Genomic DNA, 17,433 nt, shown 5'->3' with positions numbered 1-17,433 from the left:
AGACTAAGTACATCTTAGTCTATTTATTTTAGTTTTACTAGGAGGGAATTATGTGTCAAAGTTAACACCTATGATGGAACAATATATGAAAATTAAAAATAGAAATAAAGACTCCATATTATTTTTCCGACTAGGAGATTTTTATGAAATGTTTTTTGATGATGCTCTTATAGCATCAAAAGAACTTGAAATAACATTAACTGGAAGAGAATGTGGTCAAAAAGAAAAAGCTCCTATGTGTGGAGTTCCATTTCATTCTGCTGATAGTTATATATCCAAATTAGTAGATAAAGGATATAAAGTTGCTATTTGTGAGCAGATAGAGAACCCAAATGAAGCAAAAGGTATAGTTAAGAGAGATGTTGTTAGAATAATATCTAGAGGTACTGTAACAGATACTAAAATGTTAGATGAGAAAAATAACAATTATTTATCAAGTATATTCATGGATCAAAATGGAGTTGGTATTTCTTATGCAGATATAACTACTGGAGAGTTTTATACTACTCAAAAAGTTACTAATAATTCTAAAGAGGGTTTTAAAGCTTTAATAGATGAGTTGGCAAAAATAAAACCAAAAGAAATAATTGCAAATAAATATATATTTGAAAATAAAATATCTGATGAAATAGAAAAGAAGATAGATATTGTTATTGATAAAACTGATGATTGGTTATTTAATATTGAAGAAAATAAAAAGATAATAAAAAGACATTTTAACATTTTAAATTTAGAAGGTTTTGGGATATCAAATGATAATTACTCAATAAAAAGCGTTGGTTCCTTATTAAGTTATTTAAATGAAACTCAGAAAAATTCCTTAAGTCATATTAATAATATATATAAGTATAATATAGAAAACTTTATGTTGATAGATATAAATACAAGAAAAAATTTAGAAATTACTGAAACTATAAGAGATAAGACTAAAAAAGGATCCTTGCTTTGGATTTTAGATAAAACATCTACTGCTATGGGAGCAAGAATGTTAAGAAAATGGTTAGAGGAACCTTTGTTAAATATAGACTTAATACAAAAACGTTTAAATGCAATAGAAAATTTGTATGAAGATATCATATTAATGGATGAGATAAAACAAAAATTAAATAAAGTCTATGATATTGAAAGACTTATTGGGAAAATAGTTTATGGAAGTTGTAACGCTAGGGACTTAATAGCTCTTAAAAATTCTATTAAAATATTGCCTGATATAAAAGAGTTGCTAATTAATTCAAAGTCTGAGTTTTTAAAACAACTTGCTGGTGATATTGATTTATTAGAAGATGTACATGCACTTATTCATGAAGCTATTGTAGAAGATCCTCCTATACAAACTCGTGAAGGTGGAATAATTAAAAAGAATTATGATGAAAAATTAGATGAGTTACTTAATGCTTCAATTGAAGGGAAAAATTGGTTAAACAAGCTTGAAGCTAATGAAAAGAATAGAACAGGAATAAAAAGCTTGAAAATAGGTTTTAATAAAGTTTTTGGGTACTATATTGAAGTGAGAAAATCTAATATAAAATTAGTACCAGACAATTATATAAGAAAACAAACTTTATCTAATTCGGAAAGATATATTACACCTGAGTTAAAAGAAATGGAATCAAAAATACTTGGAGCTGAAGAGAAAAGTGTAATATTAGAGTATAATATATTTGTTGAAATAAGAGATAAATTAAAAGGTAAGATTGAAAGAATGCAGTCTACTGCTAAAATAATTGCTACAATTGATTGCTTAAATTCATTGTCTCTGGTTTCTTATAAAAACAATTATATTAAACCCAAAATAAATTCACAAAGGGTTATTAATATAAAAAAAGGGAGACATCCTGTAGTTGAAAAGGTATTAAAGAATGAAATGTTTATTCCGAATGATACTTTTTTAGATAATGAAGACAATAGATTAAATATTATTACTGGACCTAATATGGCGGGTAAATCTACTTATATGAGACAAGTAGCTATTATAACTTTGATGGCACAAATCGGAAGCTTTGTCCCTGCTGAGTATGCAGATATTTGTTTGGCAGATAGGATATTTACTAGAGTTGGAGCTAGTGATGATTTATCACAAGGACAAAGTACTTTTATGGTTGAAATGAATGAAGTTGCAAATATTTTAAATAATAGTTCTAAAAACAGTTTAATAATATTAGATGAAATAGGTAGAGGAACAAGTACTTACGATGGACTTAGTATTGCGTGGGCTGTTATTGAATATATAAGTGATAAAACTAAGATTGGAGCTAAAACTCTTTTCTCTACCCATTATCATGAATTGACTGAATTAGAGGGAAAAATAGAGGGTATAAAAAATTATAAAATAACAGTTAAAGAATCTGGTGAAGATATTATCTTTTTAAGAAAAGTGGTAAGGGGAGAAGCTGATAAGAGTTATGGAATAGAAGTAGCAAATTTAGCAGGTGTTCCTTCAGAAGTAACTTCTAGAGCAAAAAATATATTAAGAGATTTAGAAGAAAATGATATAAATTATAGTAATAATATTTCTTCAAATGTAGATATAAAAGAAAATAAATCAGAAAATCAAATTGATATATTTAAGATGAAAGAAAATGAAATAATAGAATTGATAAAAAATATAGATCTAATTAATTTAACTCCTTTGGAATCAATGAATTTATTAAATGAACTAATTGATAAAACTAAAGAAATTTAGGTGGTTTATACTGTGAAAAAGATTAATGTTTTAGATGATAATACAATAAATAAAATAGCAGCAGGAGAGGTCATTGAAAGACCTTCTTCTATAGTTAAAGAATTAATAGAAAATTCCATAGATGCTAATGCTAGAAATATAACTATTGAAATAAAAGATGGTGGTAAAAATTACATTAGAATTACAGATGATGGAGATGGCATATATAAAGATGATATACAATTAGCTTTTTTAAGACATTCTACAAGTAAAATATCTAAATCAGAAGATTTATTAAAGATACATTCTTTAGGATTTAGAGGTGAAGCTCTCGCAAGTATTTCTTCAATTTCTATGGTTGAATTAATAAGTAAAACTATTGATGAAGAAACTGGCATAATGGTAGAAATACATGGAGGTGTACTGCAGCAGGAAAGTGAGGTTGGTGCTCCTAAGGGAACCACTATTATAGTTAGGAATATATTTTATAATACTCCTGTAAGAAAAAAATTCTTAAAATCTGATTCTGCTGAATCTGCTAATATAACAAATATAATTAATAAGCTAGCATTATCTAATACAGATATATCCTTTAATTATATAAAAGATAATAAAAATATGATTAAAACACCTGGCAATGGAGATTTAAAATCCACGATTTTTAGTATATATGGAAAAGAACATACTGAATCTTTAATTTCAATAAACTATTCAAGTGACTTATTTTCTATAGATGGTTACATATCTAAACCATTATTTAATAGAGGGAATAGAAATTATGAATTGTTTTTTGTTAATGGGAGATATGTAAATAGTAAACTATTATCTAAAGCTATAGAAGAGGCTTATAAAACTTTAATTACTATTAATAGATACCCTGTTGTATATTTATATATAAAAGTTGATCCTAAGAATATTGATGTGAATGTTCATCCGTCTAAAGTTGAAATAAGATTTAATGATGATTTGAAATTAATTCCTAAGATTACTGATATAGTAAAAAACAGACTATTCGAATTTAATTTAGTTCCTAATATTACTTTAGATAATAAAAACAAACAAAAAACTGAAGAAATTATTGATATTGTAGATGAGAAACCTAAAAATACTGAAACAAACAATAACAATTATAATAAACCTTTATTTAAAAAAGAGTATGAAGTTGAAGATATTGAACAAATAAATTTTGTAAAAGAAGATAAAATAGAAACGTTGGATAGATCTTCAGTAAGAGAAAATAAAAAGTCAATACAAAATAATGATTCTTCCAGAGTTTTTCCAGAACTAAATATTATAGGTAGAGTTTTTAATACTTATATAATTGGAGAAGATAGTATTAGTAATACTATGTATATGATAGACCAACATGCTGCTCATGAGAGGATAATGTATGAAAAGTTTAGATTACAATATGAAAAAGAGAGTGTTGTTATTCAACCATTGATTGTACCAAGAACAATTAATTTAAATCACTATGACTATGAATTAATATTAAATAATATAGAACTTTTTAATGCATTAGGATTTGATATTGAAGATTTTGGGAGAAATAGTATCTCTATAAGAGGAGTTCCAATGTTATTTGGTCTTCCAGATAATAATAATTTATTTATGGATATATTAGATAATTTAAATGAAAATATAAGCAATAGATATGATTTGAGAGCAGAAAAGATAATCAAAATGTCCTGTACAAATGCTATAAAAGCAGGAGATTCTATGGGACATATTGAGATAAAAAGTTTAATGAATGATTTGAAAAAATGTGAAAACCCTTTTACTTGTCCTCATGGAAGACCTATTACTATTAAAATAACTAAATATGAAATTGAAAAAATGTTTAAAAGAATACAGTGATTTAAGGAGGATTTAATGAAGAGAGATTTAATACTTTTAATTGGCCCTACAGCTTCTGGAAAAACTTCAGTATCTATTAAATTAGCTAAAGAAATAAATGCAGAAATAATATCAGCAGATTCTATGCAAATATATAAATACATGAATATTGGCACTGCCAAAATTAATAAATGTGAAATGGATTTAATTAATCATTACATGATAGATGAGGTATATCCTGATCAAGAATATAGTGTATCTGATTTTAAGGATAATGCTTACTCTTATATTGATGATATTTATAGTAAAGATAAATTGCCTCTTGTGGTTGGAGGTACTGGTTTGTATATAAATTCATTAGTCTATGATTTAGATTTTACAAATGCCATTTCAAATCAAGAGCTAAGAGATAAATATTATGCTTTAGCTGATAAATATGGAAATAAATATATTCATAATCTACTTAAAGAAGTAGATGAAAAATCATATAATAGAATTCATGAAAATGATACTAAAAGAATTGTTAGAGCTCTTGAAATTTATTATGAAACAGGTAAACCTATGAGTGAAGGCTATAATAATTTTAGAAAACCTAATCCTGATTTCAATTTAATAATTTTAGGATTATATATGGATAGAGAAAAACTTTATGAAAGAATAAATTTAAGAGTTGATATGATGATAAAAGAAGGGCTTGTAGATGAAGTCAAAGATTTATTAGATAAAGGATATGAAAAATCTTTAGTATCTATGCAAGGATTAGGGTATAAAGAAATTATAGGTTATCTAGAGGGAAGTTACAGCTTAGAAAAAGCTATAGAGCTATTAAAAAGAGATACCAGAAGATTTGCAAAAAGACAACTTACTTGGTTTAGAAGGGATGATAGAATTATATGGTTTAATAAGGGGGATTTTGAAAAGGAAGAAGGCTTAGTCGAAAAAATGACTTCTATAATAAACGATAAATTAGGGGGTGAATAATAATGAAAAGCAATATTAATTTACAGGATATATTTTTAAATAAGTTGAGAAGAGCAGAAATTCCTGTTACTATATATTTAATGAATGGCTTTCAGTTGAAAGGATTAGTAAGAGGTTTTGATAATTATACTATTTCATTAGAAAATGAAGGGAATCAAAATATGATTTACAAGCATGCAATATCTACTATGATTCCTGCTAAAAATATAGATTTAACAGAAAAATAATATTAAGGACAAAAAGTATTCTTTTAAATAGAAAATACTTTTTGTCCTTAATAACGAAAGAAGGAAAACAAGTGAATGAATTTACAATAAACTTATTATGTAAACAAAAAGGCATTAATGATAAAGTAATTAAAAAAATTACGGAAGCAGAAGAGAAACTAAAAGATAGATTTCAAGAAATTGAGAATAATAGTGAATATAATCAAATTAAGGTATTAGATGCAATGAGAGAAGAGAGATTAGATGCAACAAATTTTAATTGGACTACTGGTTATGGTTATGGTGATATAGGGAGAGATAAAGTAGAATCTATTTATAAGAGAGTATTCTCTACAGAAGATGCTTTAGTTAGACCTACTATAGTTTCAGGGACTCATGCTCTATATTTAACATTATCAGCATTATTATCATCAGGAGATAAATTAATCTCAGCAGCAGGTAGCCCTTATGAAACTTTATTAAAGGTTATTGGAGTAAAGGGAAGTGAACCTGGAACATTATTAGAAAAAGGTATTAAATATAAAGAAGTTAAATTAAAACCAGACAATACAATAGATACATCATCTTTAATCAATAGTATAACATCTAATACTAAAGTTATATTAATTCAAAGATCTACTGGATATAGCTTTAGAAGGGCATTATCTATAGCGGAAATAAAAGAAGTAATAAAAAAAATAAAACTAGTTAGAGAAGATATTATTTGCATGATAGATAACTGTTATGGTGAATTTGTGGATGTATATGAACCGACATATGTTGGAGCAGATATAATGGCAGGATCTTTAATTAAAAATCCTGGTGGTGGATTGGCATTGACTGGTGGTTATATAGTAGGTAAAAAAGATCTAGTTAAAAGAATTTCCAATAGACTTACAGCTCCAGGAATTGGTAAGGATTGCGGTCTTACTTTTGGAACTACAAGAAGTACTTTACAAGGGTTATTTTTAGCACCTATGATTGTAAAAGAATCTTTAAAAAGTGCATTGCTTTTTGCACAAGTTTTTAAAGATTTAGGGTATGAAATAACACCTAAAGTAGAAGATAATAGGGGGGATATAATACAAGCTATAAAAATGAAAAGTAAAGAAAAAGTTATTGAATTTTGCAAATCTATTCAATCTTCTTCACCTGTTGACTCTCATGTGATTCCAGAACCATGGGGGATGCCTGGATATGATGATCCAGTAATTATGGCATCTGGAGCTTTTATAGAAGGTTCTTCAATAGAATTAAGTGCAGATGCTCCTATAAGGGAACCTTACATAGTTTATTTCCAAGGGGGGCTAAATTATTACCATAGCAAATATGCATTGATTGAAATTTTATCTAAATTTTATAATAAGAAATTTTTATAATAAAAAAGGCCTTAGGGCCTTTAATCTATTGTTCTAAATACACCTTTTATTTTTCCTAAAATTTTAATATCAGTTACTATAATTGGTTCCATAGAGGCGTTTTCTGGTTGAAGTCTTATATGATCTTTTTCTACAAAATATCTTTTAACAGTAGCTTCATCATCTATTAATGCAACTATCATGTCTCCATTTTCAGCAGTGTTTTGTTGTTTAACTAAAACATAATCACCGTCTAAAATCCCTGCATCTTTCATACTTTCACCACTTACAGAAAGCATAAAAACAGTATCATTGTTTACGATATCAACAGGTAAAGGAAAGGTATCTTCAATGTTTTCTGTTGCTAGTATTGGTAAACCTGCTGTAACTTTTCCTATAATGGGAACCTCTGCGATCTCTTTTCTACTAAAAATATTTTCATTATTGCTGTCTAAAATTTCAATTGCTCTAGGTTTTGTAGCATCTCTTCTTATATAGCCCTTTTTTTCTAATCTAGATAAATGCCCATGTACAGTTGATGTTGACTTTAATCCTACTGCTTTACATATTTCTCTAACTGAAGGGGGATAACCCTTTTGTAAAATTTCTTTTTTTATAAATTTAAGTATATTACTTTGCTTTGACGTTAACTCTTCATACATATCTCGCACCTCACAATGACAATTTTAATTTATTATATCATATAAAAATAAAATTATCAAACATTCGTTCGATTTTTCGTTGACAAGGAACGTGCGTTCTGCTATACTTAAATTAAGGAACTAACGTTCGAGCTTGAGGAGGTTGAAAAATGTATAATAAAAGATTGGTAATAGTAAATAAGTTTAGATTTGTAACATTTTTATTAGTATTAATTTTATTATTTGCTTTATTATTAAATAACTTATTAAGTGTAGTAGTTGCTAGTAATACAGATTCTGAATACAAACAAATACATGTAAAAGAAGGGGATACTATATGGGATATAGCTAAATTGAATAACCCCGAAGGTGATGATGTGAGGGAAGTGGTTTATAAAATAAAAAAAATAAATAATATAAGTAATGAATGGATAGAAGCTGGAGATATTCTAAAAATACCAAGAAATTAATTTTTCTTGGTATTTTTAGATAAAGGATTACTTTTTACAGCTTGTCTGAGTTTTTCATCGTCTAAGTGAGTATATATTTGTGTAGTTGAAACACTAGAGTGACCAAGTATTTGTTGTAAAGCTCTTATATCTACATTTCCATGTTTATACATAAGAGTAGCTGCGGTATGTCTTAGTTTGTGAGTTGAAAGTTTATCAGGATCTAAACCTGCATTGTTTAAATGTTTTTTTACTAAATGTTGTACAGCTCTAACACTTAACCTGTTTTTTCTTTTGCTTAAAAATAAAGCTTTTTTATCTTTAATATTTTTTGTAGGTCTTATTTTTAAATATTGTTTTATTGCTTCTAAAGTACTTTCGTTTAGATATATGGTTCTTTCTTTATCGCCTTTTCCTATAACTGTAAGAGTATCATCTTTTATTCTATCAATATCAATACTAACTAATTCAGATAGTCTAAGACCACAATTTAAGAATATCATTATTATTGCATAATCTCTAACTTTGAATTCGCCTTGAATACTATTTATTAGTGTGAGGGATTCATCTAGAGTAAGGTATGATGGGTGTCTTTTTGTTAGTTTTGGTGTTTCTAAGTTAAGGGTAGGGTTTGTATCTATTAATTCTACTATATTATGTAAATATTTAAAAAATGATCTTATGCTAGCAATTTTTCTAGCACGGGTATTTGTTGAATTATCTCTATTTTTATTTATAAAAGAAAGAAAGGCGAATAAGTCTTGTAAGTTTATTTTTTTTATTATATCTATATCTAAATCTTCAATCTCTATATCATTAAATGGAATATCTTTGTTAACTAATTTATATCTTCTTTTTATGAATCTTAAAAATGTCCTTAAGTCATAATAATATTCTTTAATTGTATTTTGTGATTTTCCTTTGATGGTATCTAAGTAATTCAAGAAATCTTCTAATATAATTGGTATATCATCCATTTTTCAACCTCCTTAATCAATTATACCTTTTTTAGTTCTATTTTTCAATCTAATGTCGCAAAATTATCATTTTGTGACATTAGATTGAAAAATAATATAACTTATTTTAGTATTTCTAGTCTCTTTTTTGTTTTGTAATCCTATTTTCCATCATAATAATTTTATGTCGGATATTCTGCTGCTTAATGTATATAATTCAACATAAAATTATATATTGACATAATTCGAGCTTTTATATTCTCTTCTAAAGAATTTAAATAAGTTCTACATACAATTACATAGTTAGACATTTAAATCAGCTTATATGTTCTCATAATGCTTTTAGCATATTTATTTTAATGATTTTATTTTATAAATTATCCAAATCTAATTATCAATATATTTTCTATTTAAAATTTGCTAGATGATTTTTTCATATGTTAATTAAACAATTATAAATTATTCTATATCTTAATCTTACATAAAGTTTTATTATTTCTCCATTATTATCTTTATAACTTCATTTCCATATTTTAAAGCATAACAAATAAAAGCAAGTTTACATAATCCGATTATGTAAACTTGCTTTTTCTTTAAATAATATTATTTTATATATTTTTCTATTCTATCTAGACCTTCTTTTATATTATCAAGATAAGTTGCATAAGAAAGTCTTATATAATCGTCATTTCCAAAAGCTAATCCAGGAACTACTGCTACATGAGCCTCATCTAATAACATATTTGCTAATTGTATAGAACTATCTATCTTTTTACCCTTTATTGTCTTTCCCTTTAATTTAGATATGTTTGCCATTACATAAAAAGCACCTTTTGGACTTTTACAACTTAGATATTTAATTGAATTAATTTTTTCAACCATATAATTTCTTCTATTGGTAAAGTGTTTCTTCATTTCATGTATAGCTTTTTCATCTCCTCTTAGAGCTTCTATACTTGCATATTGACTCATAGAAGGAGGATTTGAAGTTGAATGACTTTGTAAATTACTCATTAATTTGATAATATGTTTATGAGCTGCTGCATATCCAATTCTCCAACCAGTCATAGCATAAGCTTTAGACATACCGTTTATAACAATCGTTTGTTTTTTTATGTCTTCATTTAATTGAGCTATACTTATATGAGTGTTATTATCATAAACTAACTTTTCATATATTTCATCAGAAATTATAAATATATTATTTTTAATTGCCCATTTTGAAATTTGTTCTAATTCATCTTTAGAATAAATTGTACCAGTAGGATTGCTTGGACTATTTAAGATCAATGCTTTTGTTTTATTTGTTAATGCCTTATTTAACATATCGATATCATATTTAAAATCATTTTCTTCTGGAGTATTTACTTCTACAGGTGTCCCATCAGCTAATTTTACTAATTCAGGGTAACTTACCCAATAAGGAACAGGAATTATAACTTCATCACCTGGATTTAGTATAGATGAAAGAGCATTAAAAAGCGAATGTTTAGCTCCGTCGGATATTATTATATTTTCAGCACTATAACTTAAATTATTATCTCTTTCAAGCTTATAGCATATAGCATCTTTAAGTTCCTTTAGTCCTGATGCTGCAGTATAACCTGTCTTTCCTTCTTTTATTGCCTCTATCCCAGCTTTTCTAATATTTTCTGGAGTTTTAAAATCTGGTTCTCCTGCTCCAAAGCCAATTACATCAATACCTTCTGATTTCATTTGTTTTGCTTTTGCTGTTATTTCTAATGTAACTGATGGTGAAATACTAGATATTTTTTCTGATAATTTTAAATTCATTATAACCCTCCATGTTAATTTTATTATAATAATTAATGTTTCTACATACTAAAAGATTCTATTATTATTTTAAAAATCCTTTTTTATATTTAATAATTAATAAAACTTAACTTTCATTATAAATATCGCTTAATGCTGACTCTATAATCGTCAAAGAATCTATCAAACTATCCTTATATAATAATTTTATTTTATTATAGTGTTTATATCCTTCATCAGTCAATTTGTAGTGTCTTATTGAACGTTTGTCAGGTTCTTCCCACCATCCACTTATTTGATTTTTCTCTTCTAGATCTCTTAAGAGTGGATAAATCATTCCTGGAGAAGGTTCCCAATTATTTTTTAAACGTCTTTTAATTTCATCAATTATTTCATTTCCATAATAACTTTTTTCATTAAGTAAATGAAGTATATATAATTTCACAAATTGTGTAGTACTTAACTTAGAAGGAAATTGTCTATTTCTTGTTTTTGTCATTTTTAAAATCTCCTTAATAATTATATTTACTTAATATTTCTTTAATATCATTTATATCTATAGAACTACTACCAATAATAATGTTATCATCATTATCAAGGTGATGGAAATCAGAGCCACCTGTAATGAATAAATTATAGTTATCAGCAATTTTTAAATACATTTTAGAATCACGTTTTGTTTGCTTTGAATGATATACTTCTATACCATCTATATTAAAATCATCTAATAATTCTTTTATAGGAATTTTTAATAATATAGGATGTGCCAAAACTGCTACACCATTACACTCATGAATAATATCTATTGCATCTTTTAGACTTAGTTTATATCTCTCTACAAAAGCTTTTTTATTTTTACCAATATATTTATCAAAGGCTTCTGATATATGATTTATATAACCTTTTTTAATCAGAATCCTCGCAATATGAGGTCGACCAATGTTTTTTCCTTGAGATTCCTTCACTACTTCATCCATAGTAATATTAATATTTAAATCATTTAATTTTTCTACTATTTTCTTTGCTCTTTCAAACCTATGTTGTTTTATTTTATTTGTTAAATCTACTAGTTTATGATATTTATAATTAATAAAATAGCCTAATAAATGAATTTCTTTATCTTTATATATAGTACTGAATTCTATTCCTGGAACAACTTTAATATTAGTATAAAATTTGCTTCTCTCAATTGCTTCATCTATACCTGTTATTGTATCATGATCAGTTATAGCTATTATATTAATATCATTTTTTATAGCCTCATCAACTACTTGACTTGGTGTTAATTTGCCATCTGATTTAGTAGTATGAATATGTAAGTCTGCTTTTTTCATAGTACTCCTCCATTATATACTATTATAATATAGTATTATACCCTTATAATATATAGCTTATCATAATAAATATAATAAAAAAAGAAGGGAAAACCCCTTCTTTTTATTTAGCATAATCTATTGCTCTTGATTCTCTTATTACATTTACTTTAATTTGTCCTGGATAGTCTAATTCACTTTCAACTCTTTTTACTATATCACGAGCTATATGAACTATATCTAAATCACTAACTAAATTAGAATCTACAATTATCCTTACTTCTCTACCAGCTTGAATGGCAAATGATTTTTCTACGCCTTCAAATGAGTTTGATATTTCTTCTAGTTTTTCTAATCTTTTTATATAAGATTCTAAAGTTTCTCTTCTAGCTCCAGGTCTAGCAGCAGATATAGCATCAGCAGCTTGAATTAATATCGCTTCCACACTAGATGCTTCTACATCATCATGATGTGCTTCAACAGCATGAATAACATCTTTGTTTTCCTTAAATCTTTTAAGGATGTCTACTCCTATAGCTACATGCGGCCCTTCTACTTCATGATCAACAGCTTTTCCAATATCATGAAGTAATCCTGCTCTTTTAGCAACTCTTACATCTGCTCCAATTTCCGCAGCCATTATACCGGCTAAGTGAGATACTTCTATAGAATGTTTTAAGACGTTTTGACCATAACTTGTTCTATATTTAAGTCTACCTAGTAACCTAAGTATTTCAGGATGAAGACCATGTATTCCAGTATCAAAAGTAGCTTGTTCTCCTACCTCTTTAATATGATTGTCAACTTCTTTTTTTGCTTTTTCAACCATTTCTTCTATTCTAGCAGGATGTATTCTACCATCTGATATTAATTTTTCTAATGCTATTCTAGCAATTTCTCTTCTTATAGGGTCAAAACCTGATAGTATTACAGCTTCTGGTGTATCATCTATTATAAGATCTATTCCAGTAAGCGTCTCTAAGGTTCTTATATTTCGTCCTTCTCTTCCTATAATTCTACCTTTCATATCATCATTAGGTAAAGTTACCACAGACACTGTCGTTTCAGCTACATGATCTGCAGCACATTTTTGAATTGCATACGATAAAATTTCTCTGGATTTTTTCTCTGCTTCTTGTTTAGCTTTATTTTCAATATCTTTTATCATTATTGCTGCTTCGTGATTTATCTCTTTTCTAATATCACTTAAAAGTAGTTCTTTAGCTTGGTCAGATGTCAAACCTGATAATCGTTCTAATTCAGATATTTGATTTTCATGAATTTGATTAATTTCTTTTTCTTTTTGTTCTACATTTTTTAGTTTTCTATTAAAGTATTCTTCTTTCTTTTCTAATGAATCACTTTTTTTATCTAAAATTTCTTCTTTATTAACTAATCTTTTTTCATGTCTCTGAATTTCATTTCTTCTTTCTCTATTATCCTTTTCTATTTCACTTCTCATTTTATGAACTTCTTCTTTTGCTTCAATAAGATATTCTTTTTTAGCTGTTTCAGCTGTTTTTAAACCTTCTTCAATTATTTTCTTTGCTTCTTCTTCAGCAGTTCTAATTTTTCCTTCAGCAATTACTTTTCGTATATATATACCAATAAAAACACCAATGATAAGTGTAATAATAGCTATAATTACTGGGATTATCCCTTCTAAAATTGGAAGCACCTCCTTTTCCTATTAATTTTTCAAGTTTCGTTACAATTTCATTAAATAATATAAAAAAATAATGTATAATTTAATATCGCCCGACTTTATTTTATTATTTTTTCATATATATGTCAAGTTGATAAAAGCTTATTGAAAGTAATTATCAATTAATTCTCTACTTTTTCTACAACACTTGTAATCCCATGTAACTCTACTCTATAGGCTAAATCAGCTATAGATGCTAAGTGATTATTATGAGTTACCATTATGATTTGTCTATTAAACATTTCAGATATCTGCTTTAAGAATTCTGAAACATTAAAAATAAATTCCTCGCTAACATGTTTTGCAGGCTCATCTAATATTAAAGGCCCAAATACTTTAGGATTATGAATTTGTAAAAAAGAGATTCTCAAAGCGAGAGAAATTATATCTATTATCCCACCGCCTCTTGAATCTTCTGGTTTAGTTTTTATGGTTTCTACTCCATTTGTTATAACATAAAATTCTGCATTAGGTTTACCATAAGCTTCATTAATTTCTATTTTAAATTCCATATTTTCATCAAAAATATACTGTAAACAATTAGTTACTAAATTTTCTATTTGATATTTAGATTGTTCACGAGCATATTCACTAGTTCTTTGTAGCAATATATTAGTTTTTTCTAATACATCTATATCATTATCTAGTGTACTTATTTTATTTGTTTTATCTAGTATTTCTTGTTCTATTGCATCTTTTTTTCCTTTTTCAGAAGAATAAACATCTCTTATTTTTTTTATATTATTATCAAGCTCTATCATAGATAACATAGTATCATCCCTTATTATTTTGAATTTAAGATATCTTTTGGTAAAAGTTCATTAGCTTTTTCAAAAAGATTATTTATTTCTTGTTCTAAATTTTGGATTTCATTGTCTAGTTCATCAGGGTTTACACCTAGTTCTTTAAGTTCTGATATTAACTCTTCTTGTTGTTTATTCAAATTTTCAAGTCTAGCTTCAGCTTTATATTTTAAGTTTTTTGCTCTTTCTAAATCATTTTTTAATTCAGATAGTTTCTTTTCGTTATTTTCCATTTATATCGGCTCCTTGTTAAGATAAATTTTCAATTATTTTATTTAAATCTTCATTTGTAATTGAATTAAAACAAAGTGGACATTTTTCAATGTGTTTAAGTAAAGTTTTATATTTATCTAATAATATATTTATTTTATGTGTTTCATTTTTGATTTCTAAACTAGCATTTCTTTTTTCTATATTTAACTTATTTATTTTTTTTGAGATAGTTTGCATAGATGAAAATTCTTTTTGTTTTTCATCTATTTTTTCATATATACTATTTACTAATTCTATATTATTAAATTTATTAGTATACGTTTCCCCTTTATTAATACTATTAACTACTTTATTATATGATGTTTTTAAATTATTTAATAATGTTAAACGATTATTTATTAATTTAATGTCTTCAGATAAACTAAATAAATAATCTATATCTTGAAATTTTATTATTAAAACTTGTGATTTATTTATACTATCTATTAATAAGTTATATTTTCTATTTAAATTTAGTAGCTTATTATACTTAATTATTTTCATATCTAAATTATTTAATAAGTCCATAGATATATTTATGTATTGTAAATTGTTTAATATGGATTTGTTTTTAAATATGTCCATATTAATATTTTTATTTTTTTCTTTTAATTTGAAAAGGATTTTAAAATTAAAAATATATTTATTGAGTTCATTTAATATATTTTCTAATTTATCTAAATCATTTAAATTGGATAATATACTTTTATATTCAGTTATTAATTCATTGTATTTTTTGTATTTATCATTTATATCTTTTAAATTGTCTAATAGACTTTTCTTATACTGAATTATATCCTTTAAAGTTTCTAATTTAATTAAATTACTTTCTAACTCGTCTAAATAAGAATATTTATTTAGTTTTTGTTCTAATATTTCTATATCCTCTTTTAAAGATTTACGTTTTATAGTTAAATTTCTAGCGTCTTTCATAGTGTTTTTTACTGCTTTATCTACTACATGAACTCCTACTAATCTTCCAATAGCATTTGCTCTTGTAGAGTTTTTTTCAGATATTAAAAAGGGTCCTTCTAATTGTTCTCCTATATTTATAGCGTTTGATTCTTTATCATTTAAATATATCTTCTTTATATTTATTTTTTCTTTTATATCAATAGGTACACTATGTCCAAAGCCTTCATAAACGTCCCGATTGTTTTTAGAATCTATATATACATATATATTTTTAGTATCTGATCTAAGACGTTTAATTTTCTCACCAGTGTTAAATGTTAATGTCACAGATGCTTCTTTTTCCTTATGTCTTATAAAAAAAGTTCCAAGAGGCTCATTATATAACGCCCATTTTATAGCTCTTATTATTGCTGTTTTACCTTGATCAGATGGACCTACTATTACATTTAAACCATTTTCAAGATTAATATTAGTATTTTTATGGGATTGAAAATTATTTATTTCTATATTAGTTATATATTTCATTTAATCATCTTCTCCACTTAATTCTATTTGAGCATATTCAATTCTTTTTATTGCTTCTTTTTTTATATTTTCATCAATATTTTCTGTATTCGTGAGATTACTTAATATATGATTTATATTTAATTTATCAAAATCTTGAGAAGAATCTATTGATTGTTTAAATTGTACTATCTTTTCACTTCTAAAGATGTTTTTTTCAACAATACTTCTATCTAATACATCTTCACCAATTTGAGCTGATTTTAAATAGTAAAACTCTAAATTTATATCTTTATTATTTAAATCAATTATAACTGCTCTAGGCATTCTATCTATTTCTTTTAAGCTATTAGTTATTCTTACTAGACTTCCTGGATTTATAAAGTATTTATTATCATATTCCTTTATTCCAAACCCAGAATGATAATGAGCACACAAAGTGATATCTGCTTTAGTATGTAGAATATCATCAATTAATGTATGAGGAACTCCTTTAATAAAAGGTTTGTCTAATAGCATTCCATGAGTTAAATGTATTGCAAAATCCACAGATTCATTTTTCTCATCTAATAAATACATAGATTTATCATCACTTGAATCTATTCCATATTTATATGGACTACCAGTAATTTGAACTTTAAGATTATTTTTTTCAATAATTACACTATCGTTTTCATTTATAAGTCTTAAAATTCCTATACCATCAAACAAGCCTAACATAGTTCTATTTATAGTGTTTGGATTATGACCATATATGTCATGGTTACCAGCAATCGAATATATTGGAACTTTTATTTTATTTAATATCATAGCAAATTTTCTTACAATAGAAGGTGAGATATCTGGTCTATCAAATAAATCACCACCATGTAAAACATAATCTATATCATTATCTTCAATAACTTTTACTAGTTCATTAAATTTATTTTCTAATGTTTCTAAAAAGTTGTCTTTTCTATTTTTAGGTGTAGCACCCCTTATATGTGTATCAGTAAAATATAAAATCTTCAAATAATCACCTCAATTCACTATTTTTATTATAACATATCATTAATAAAAAGACTTCCTCGGAAGTCTTT

General features: G+C 25.9%; 16 protein-coding genes. 6 read left to right on the top strand and 10 right to left on the bottom strand.

Annotated elements, in window-relative coordinates:
* Positions 1-52: 52 nt before the first annotated feature.
* The 5 genes from mutS to E0D94_RS08650 all read left to right on the top strand — a co-directional run bounded on the left by mutS (position 53) and on the right by E0D94_RS08650 (position 7,064).
* Positions 53-2,683 carry a DNA mismatch repair protein MutS gene (gene mutS, locus E0D94_RS08670; RefSeq protein ID WP_130807076.1) on the top strand — a complete coding sequence of 877 codons (2,631 nt, stop codon included), beginning with the start codon at positions 53-55 and terminating at the stop codon, positions 2,681-2,683.
* Between the two features lie 12 nt (positions 2,684-2,695).
* On the top strand, positions 2,696-4,519 hold the full coding sequence (mutL, locus tag E0D94_RS08665) for a DNA mismatch repair endonuclease MutL (RefSeq protein ID WP_130807075.1): 1,824 nt from the start codon (positions 2,696-2,698) through the stop codon (positions 4,517-4,519).
* Positions 4,520-4,534: 15 nt separating this feature from the next.
* A complete protein-coding gene (gene miaA / locus E0D94_RS08660) occupies positions 4,535-5,479 on the top strand; it encodes a tRNA (adenosine(37)-N6)-dimethylallyltransferase MiaA (protein WP_130807074.1) in 945 nt (314 codons plus the stop codon).
* Positions 5,479-5,706 (top strand): RNA chaperone Hfq, encoded by a 228-nt coding sequence (gene hfq / locus E0D94_RS08655; protein ID WP_278044697.1) that lies wholly within the window; start codon positions 5,479-5,481, stop codon positions 5,704-5,706. Before miaA ends, hfq begins: the two co-directional genes overlap by 1 nt.
* Before the next feature lie 71 nt (positions 5,707-5,777).
* On the top strand, positions 5,778-7,064 hold the full coding sequence (locus tag E0D94_RS08650; RefSeq protein ID WP_130807072.1) for a methionine gamma-lyase family protein: 1,287 nt from the start codon (positions 5,778-5,780) through the stop codon (positions 7,062-7,064).
* A 20-nt stretch (positions 7,065-7,084) separates the two neighbouring features.
* On the opposite strand, the gene lexA is transcribed toward E0D94_RS08650, so the two are convergent.
* Entirely contained in the window at positions 7,085-7,705 is a 621-nt protein-coding gene (gene lexA, locus E0D94_RS08645) for a transcriptional repressor LexA (protein ID WP_130807071.1), read from the bottom strand.
* A gap of 149 nt (positions 7,706-7,854) precedes the next feature.
* On the opposite strand from lexA, the gene E0D94_RS08640 reads away from it, so the two are divergent.
* Positions 7,855-8,154: a LysM peptidoglycan-binding domain-containing protein gene (locus tag E0D94_RS08640; RefSeq protein ID WP_130807070.1), complete on the top strand. Its 300-nt coding sequence runs from the start codon at positions 7,855-7,857 to the stop codon at positions 8,152-8,154.
* Here E0D94_RS08640 and E0D94_RS08635 read toward each other — a convergent pair.
* The 9 genes from E0D94_RS08635 to E0D94_RS08595 form a co-directional block, all read right to left on the bottom strand.
* On the bottom strand, positions 8,151-9,110 hold the full coding sequence (locus E0D94_RS08635) for a tyrosine recombinase XerC (RefSeq protein ID WP_130807069.1): 960 nt from the start codon (positions 9,108-9,110) through the stop codon (positions 8,151-8,153). The two genes, E0D94_RS08640 and E0D94_RS08635, sit on opposite strands and share 4 nt — an antisense overlap.
* A 582-nt stretch (positions 9,111-9,692) precedes the next feature.
* On the bottom strand, positions 9,693-10,883 hold the full coding sequence (locus E0D94_RS08630; protein WP_130807068.1) for a pyridoxal phosphate-dependent aminotransferase: 1,191 nt from the start codon (positions 10,881-10,883) through the stop codon (positions 9,693-9,695).
* Positions 10,884-10,989: 106 nt separating this feature from the next.
* Positions 10,990-11,361, bottom strand: a complete 372-nt coding sequence (locus tag E0D94_RS08625) for a PadR family transcriptional regulator (protein ID WP_130807067.1) — start codon at positions 11,359-11,361, stop codon at positions 10,990-10,992.
* 13 nt (positions 11,362-11,374) lie between these two features.
* On the bottom strand, positions 11,375-12,196 hold the full coding sequence (locus E0D94_RS08620; protein ID WP_130807066.1) for a PHP domain-containing protein: 822 nt from the start codon (positions 12,194-12,196) through the stop codon (positions 11,375-11,377).
* A gap of 103 nt (positions 12,197-12,299) precedes the next feature.
* The gene (gene rny / locus E0D94_RS08615) at positions 12,300-13,844 is read right to left on the bottom strand and encodes a ribonuclease Y (protein WP_130807386.1); all 1,545 of its coding nucleotides are present in this window, start codon (positions 13,842-13,844) and stop codon (positions 12,300-12,302) included.
* Between the two features lie 158 nt (positions 13,845-14,002).
* A complete protein-coding gene (locus E0D94_RS08610; RefSeq protein ID WP_130807065.1) occupies positions 14,003-14,650 on the bottom strand; it encodes an AAA family ATPase in 648 nt (215 codons plus the stop codon).
* 14 nt (positions 14,651-14,664) lie between these two features.
* A complete protein-coding gene (locus tag E0D94_RS08605; RefSeq protein WP_130807064.1) occupies positions 14,665-14,916 on the bottom strand; it encodes a hypothetical protein in 252 nt (83 codons plus the stop codon).
* Positions 14,917-14,932: 16 nt separating this feature from the next.
* Entirely contained in the window at positions 14,933-16,375 is a 1,443-nt protein-coding gene (locus tag E0D94_RS08600) for an AAA family ATPase (protein WP_130807063.1), read from the bottom strand.
* A complete protein-coding gene (locus E0D94_RS08595; protein ID WP_130807062.1) occupies positions 16,376-17,365 on the bottom strand; it encodes a metallophosphoesterase family protein in 990 nt (329 codons plus the stop codon). It abuts the gene before it with no gap.
* Between the last annotated feature and the right edge of the window lie 68 nt (positions 17,366-17,433).

It is taken from the genome of Senegalia massiliensis (genome assembly GCF_900626135.1).
Classification (GTDB): Bacteria; Bacillota; Clostridia; order Tissierellales; family SIT17; genus Anaeromonas; species Anaeromonas massiliensis.
This window is presented reverse-complemented; position numbering and strand designations above follow the sequence as displayed.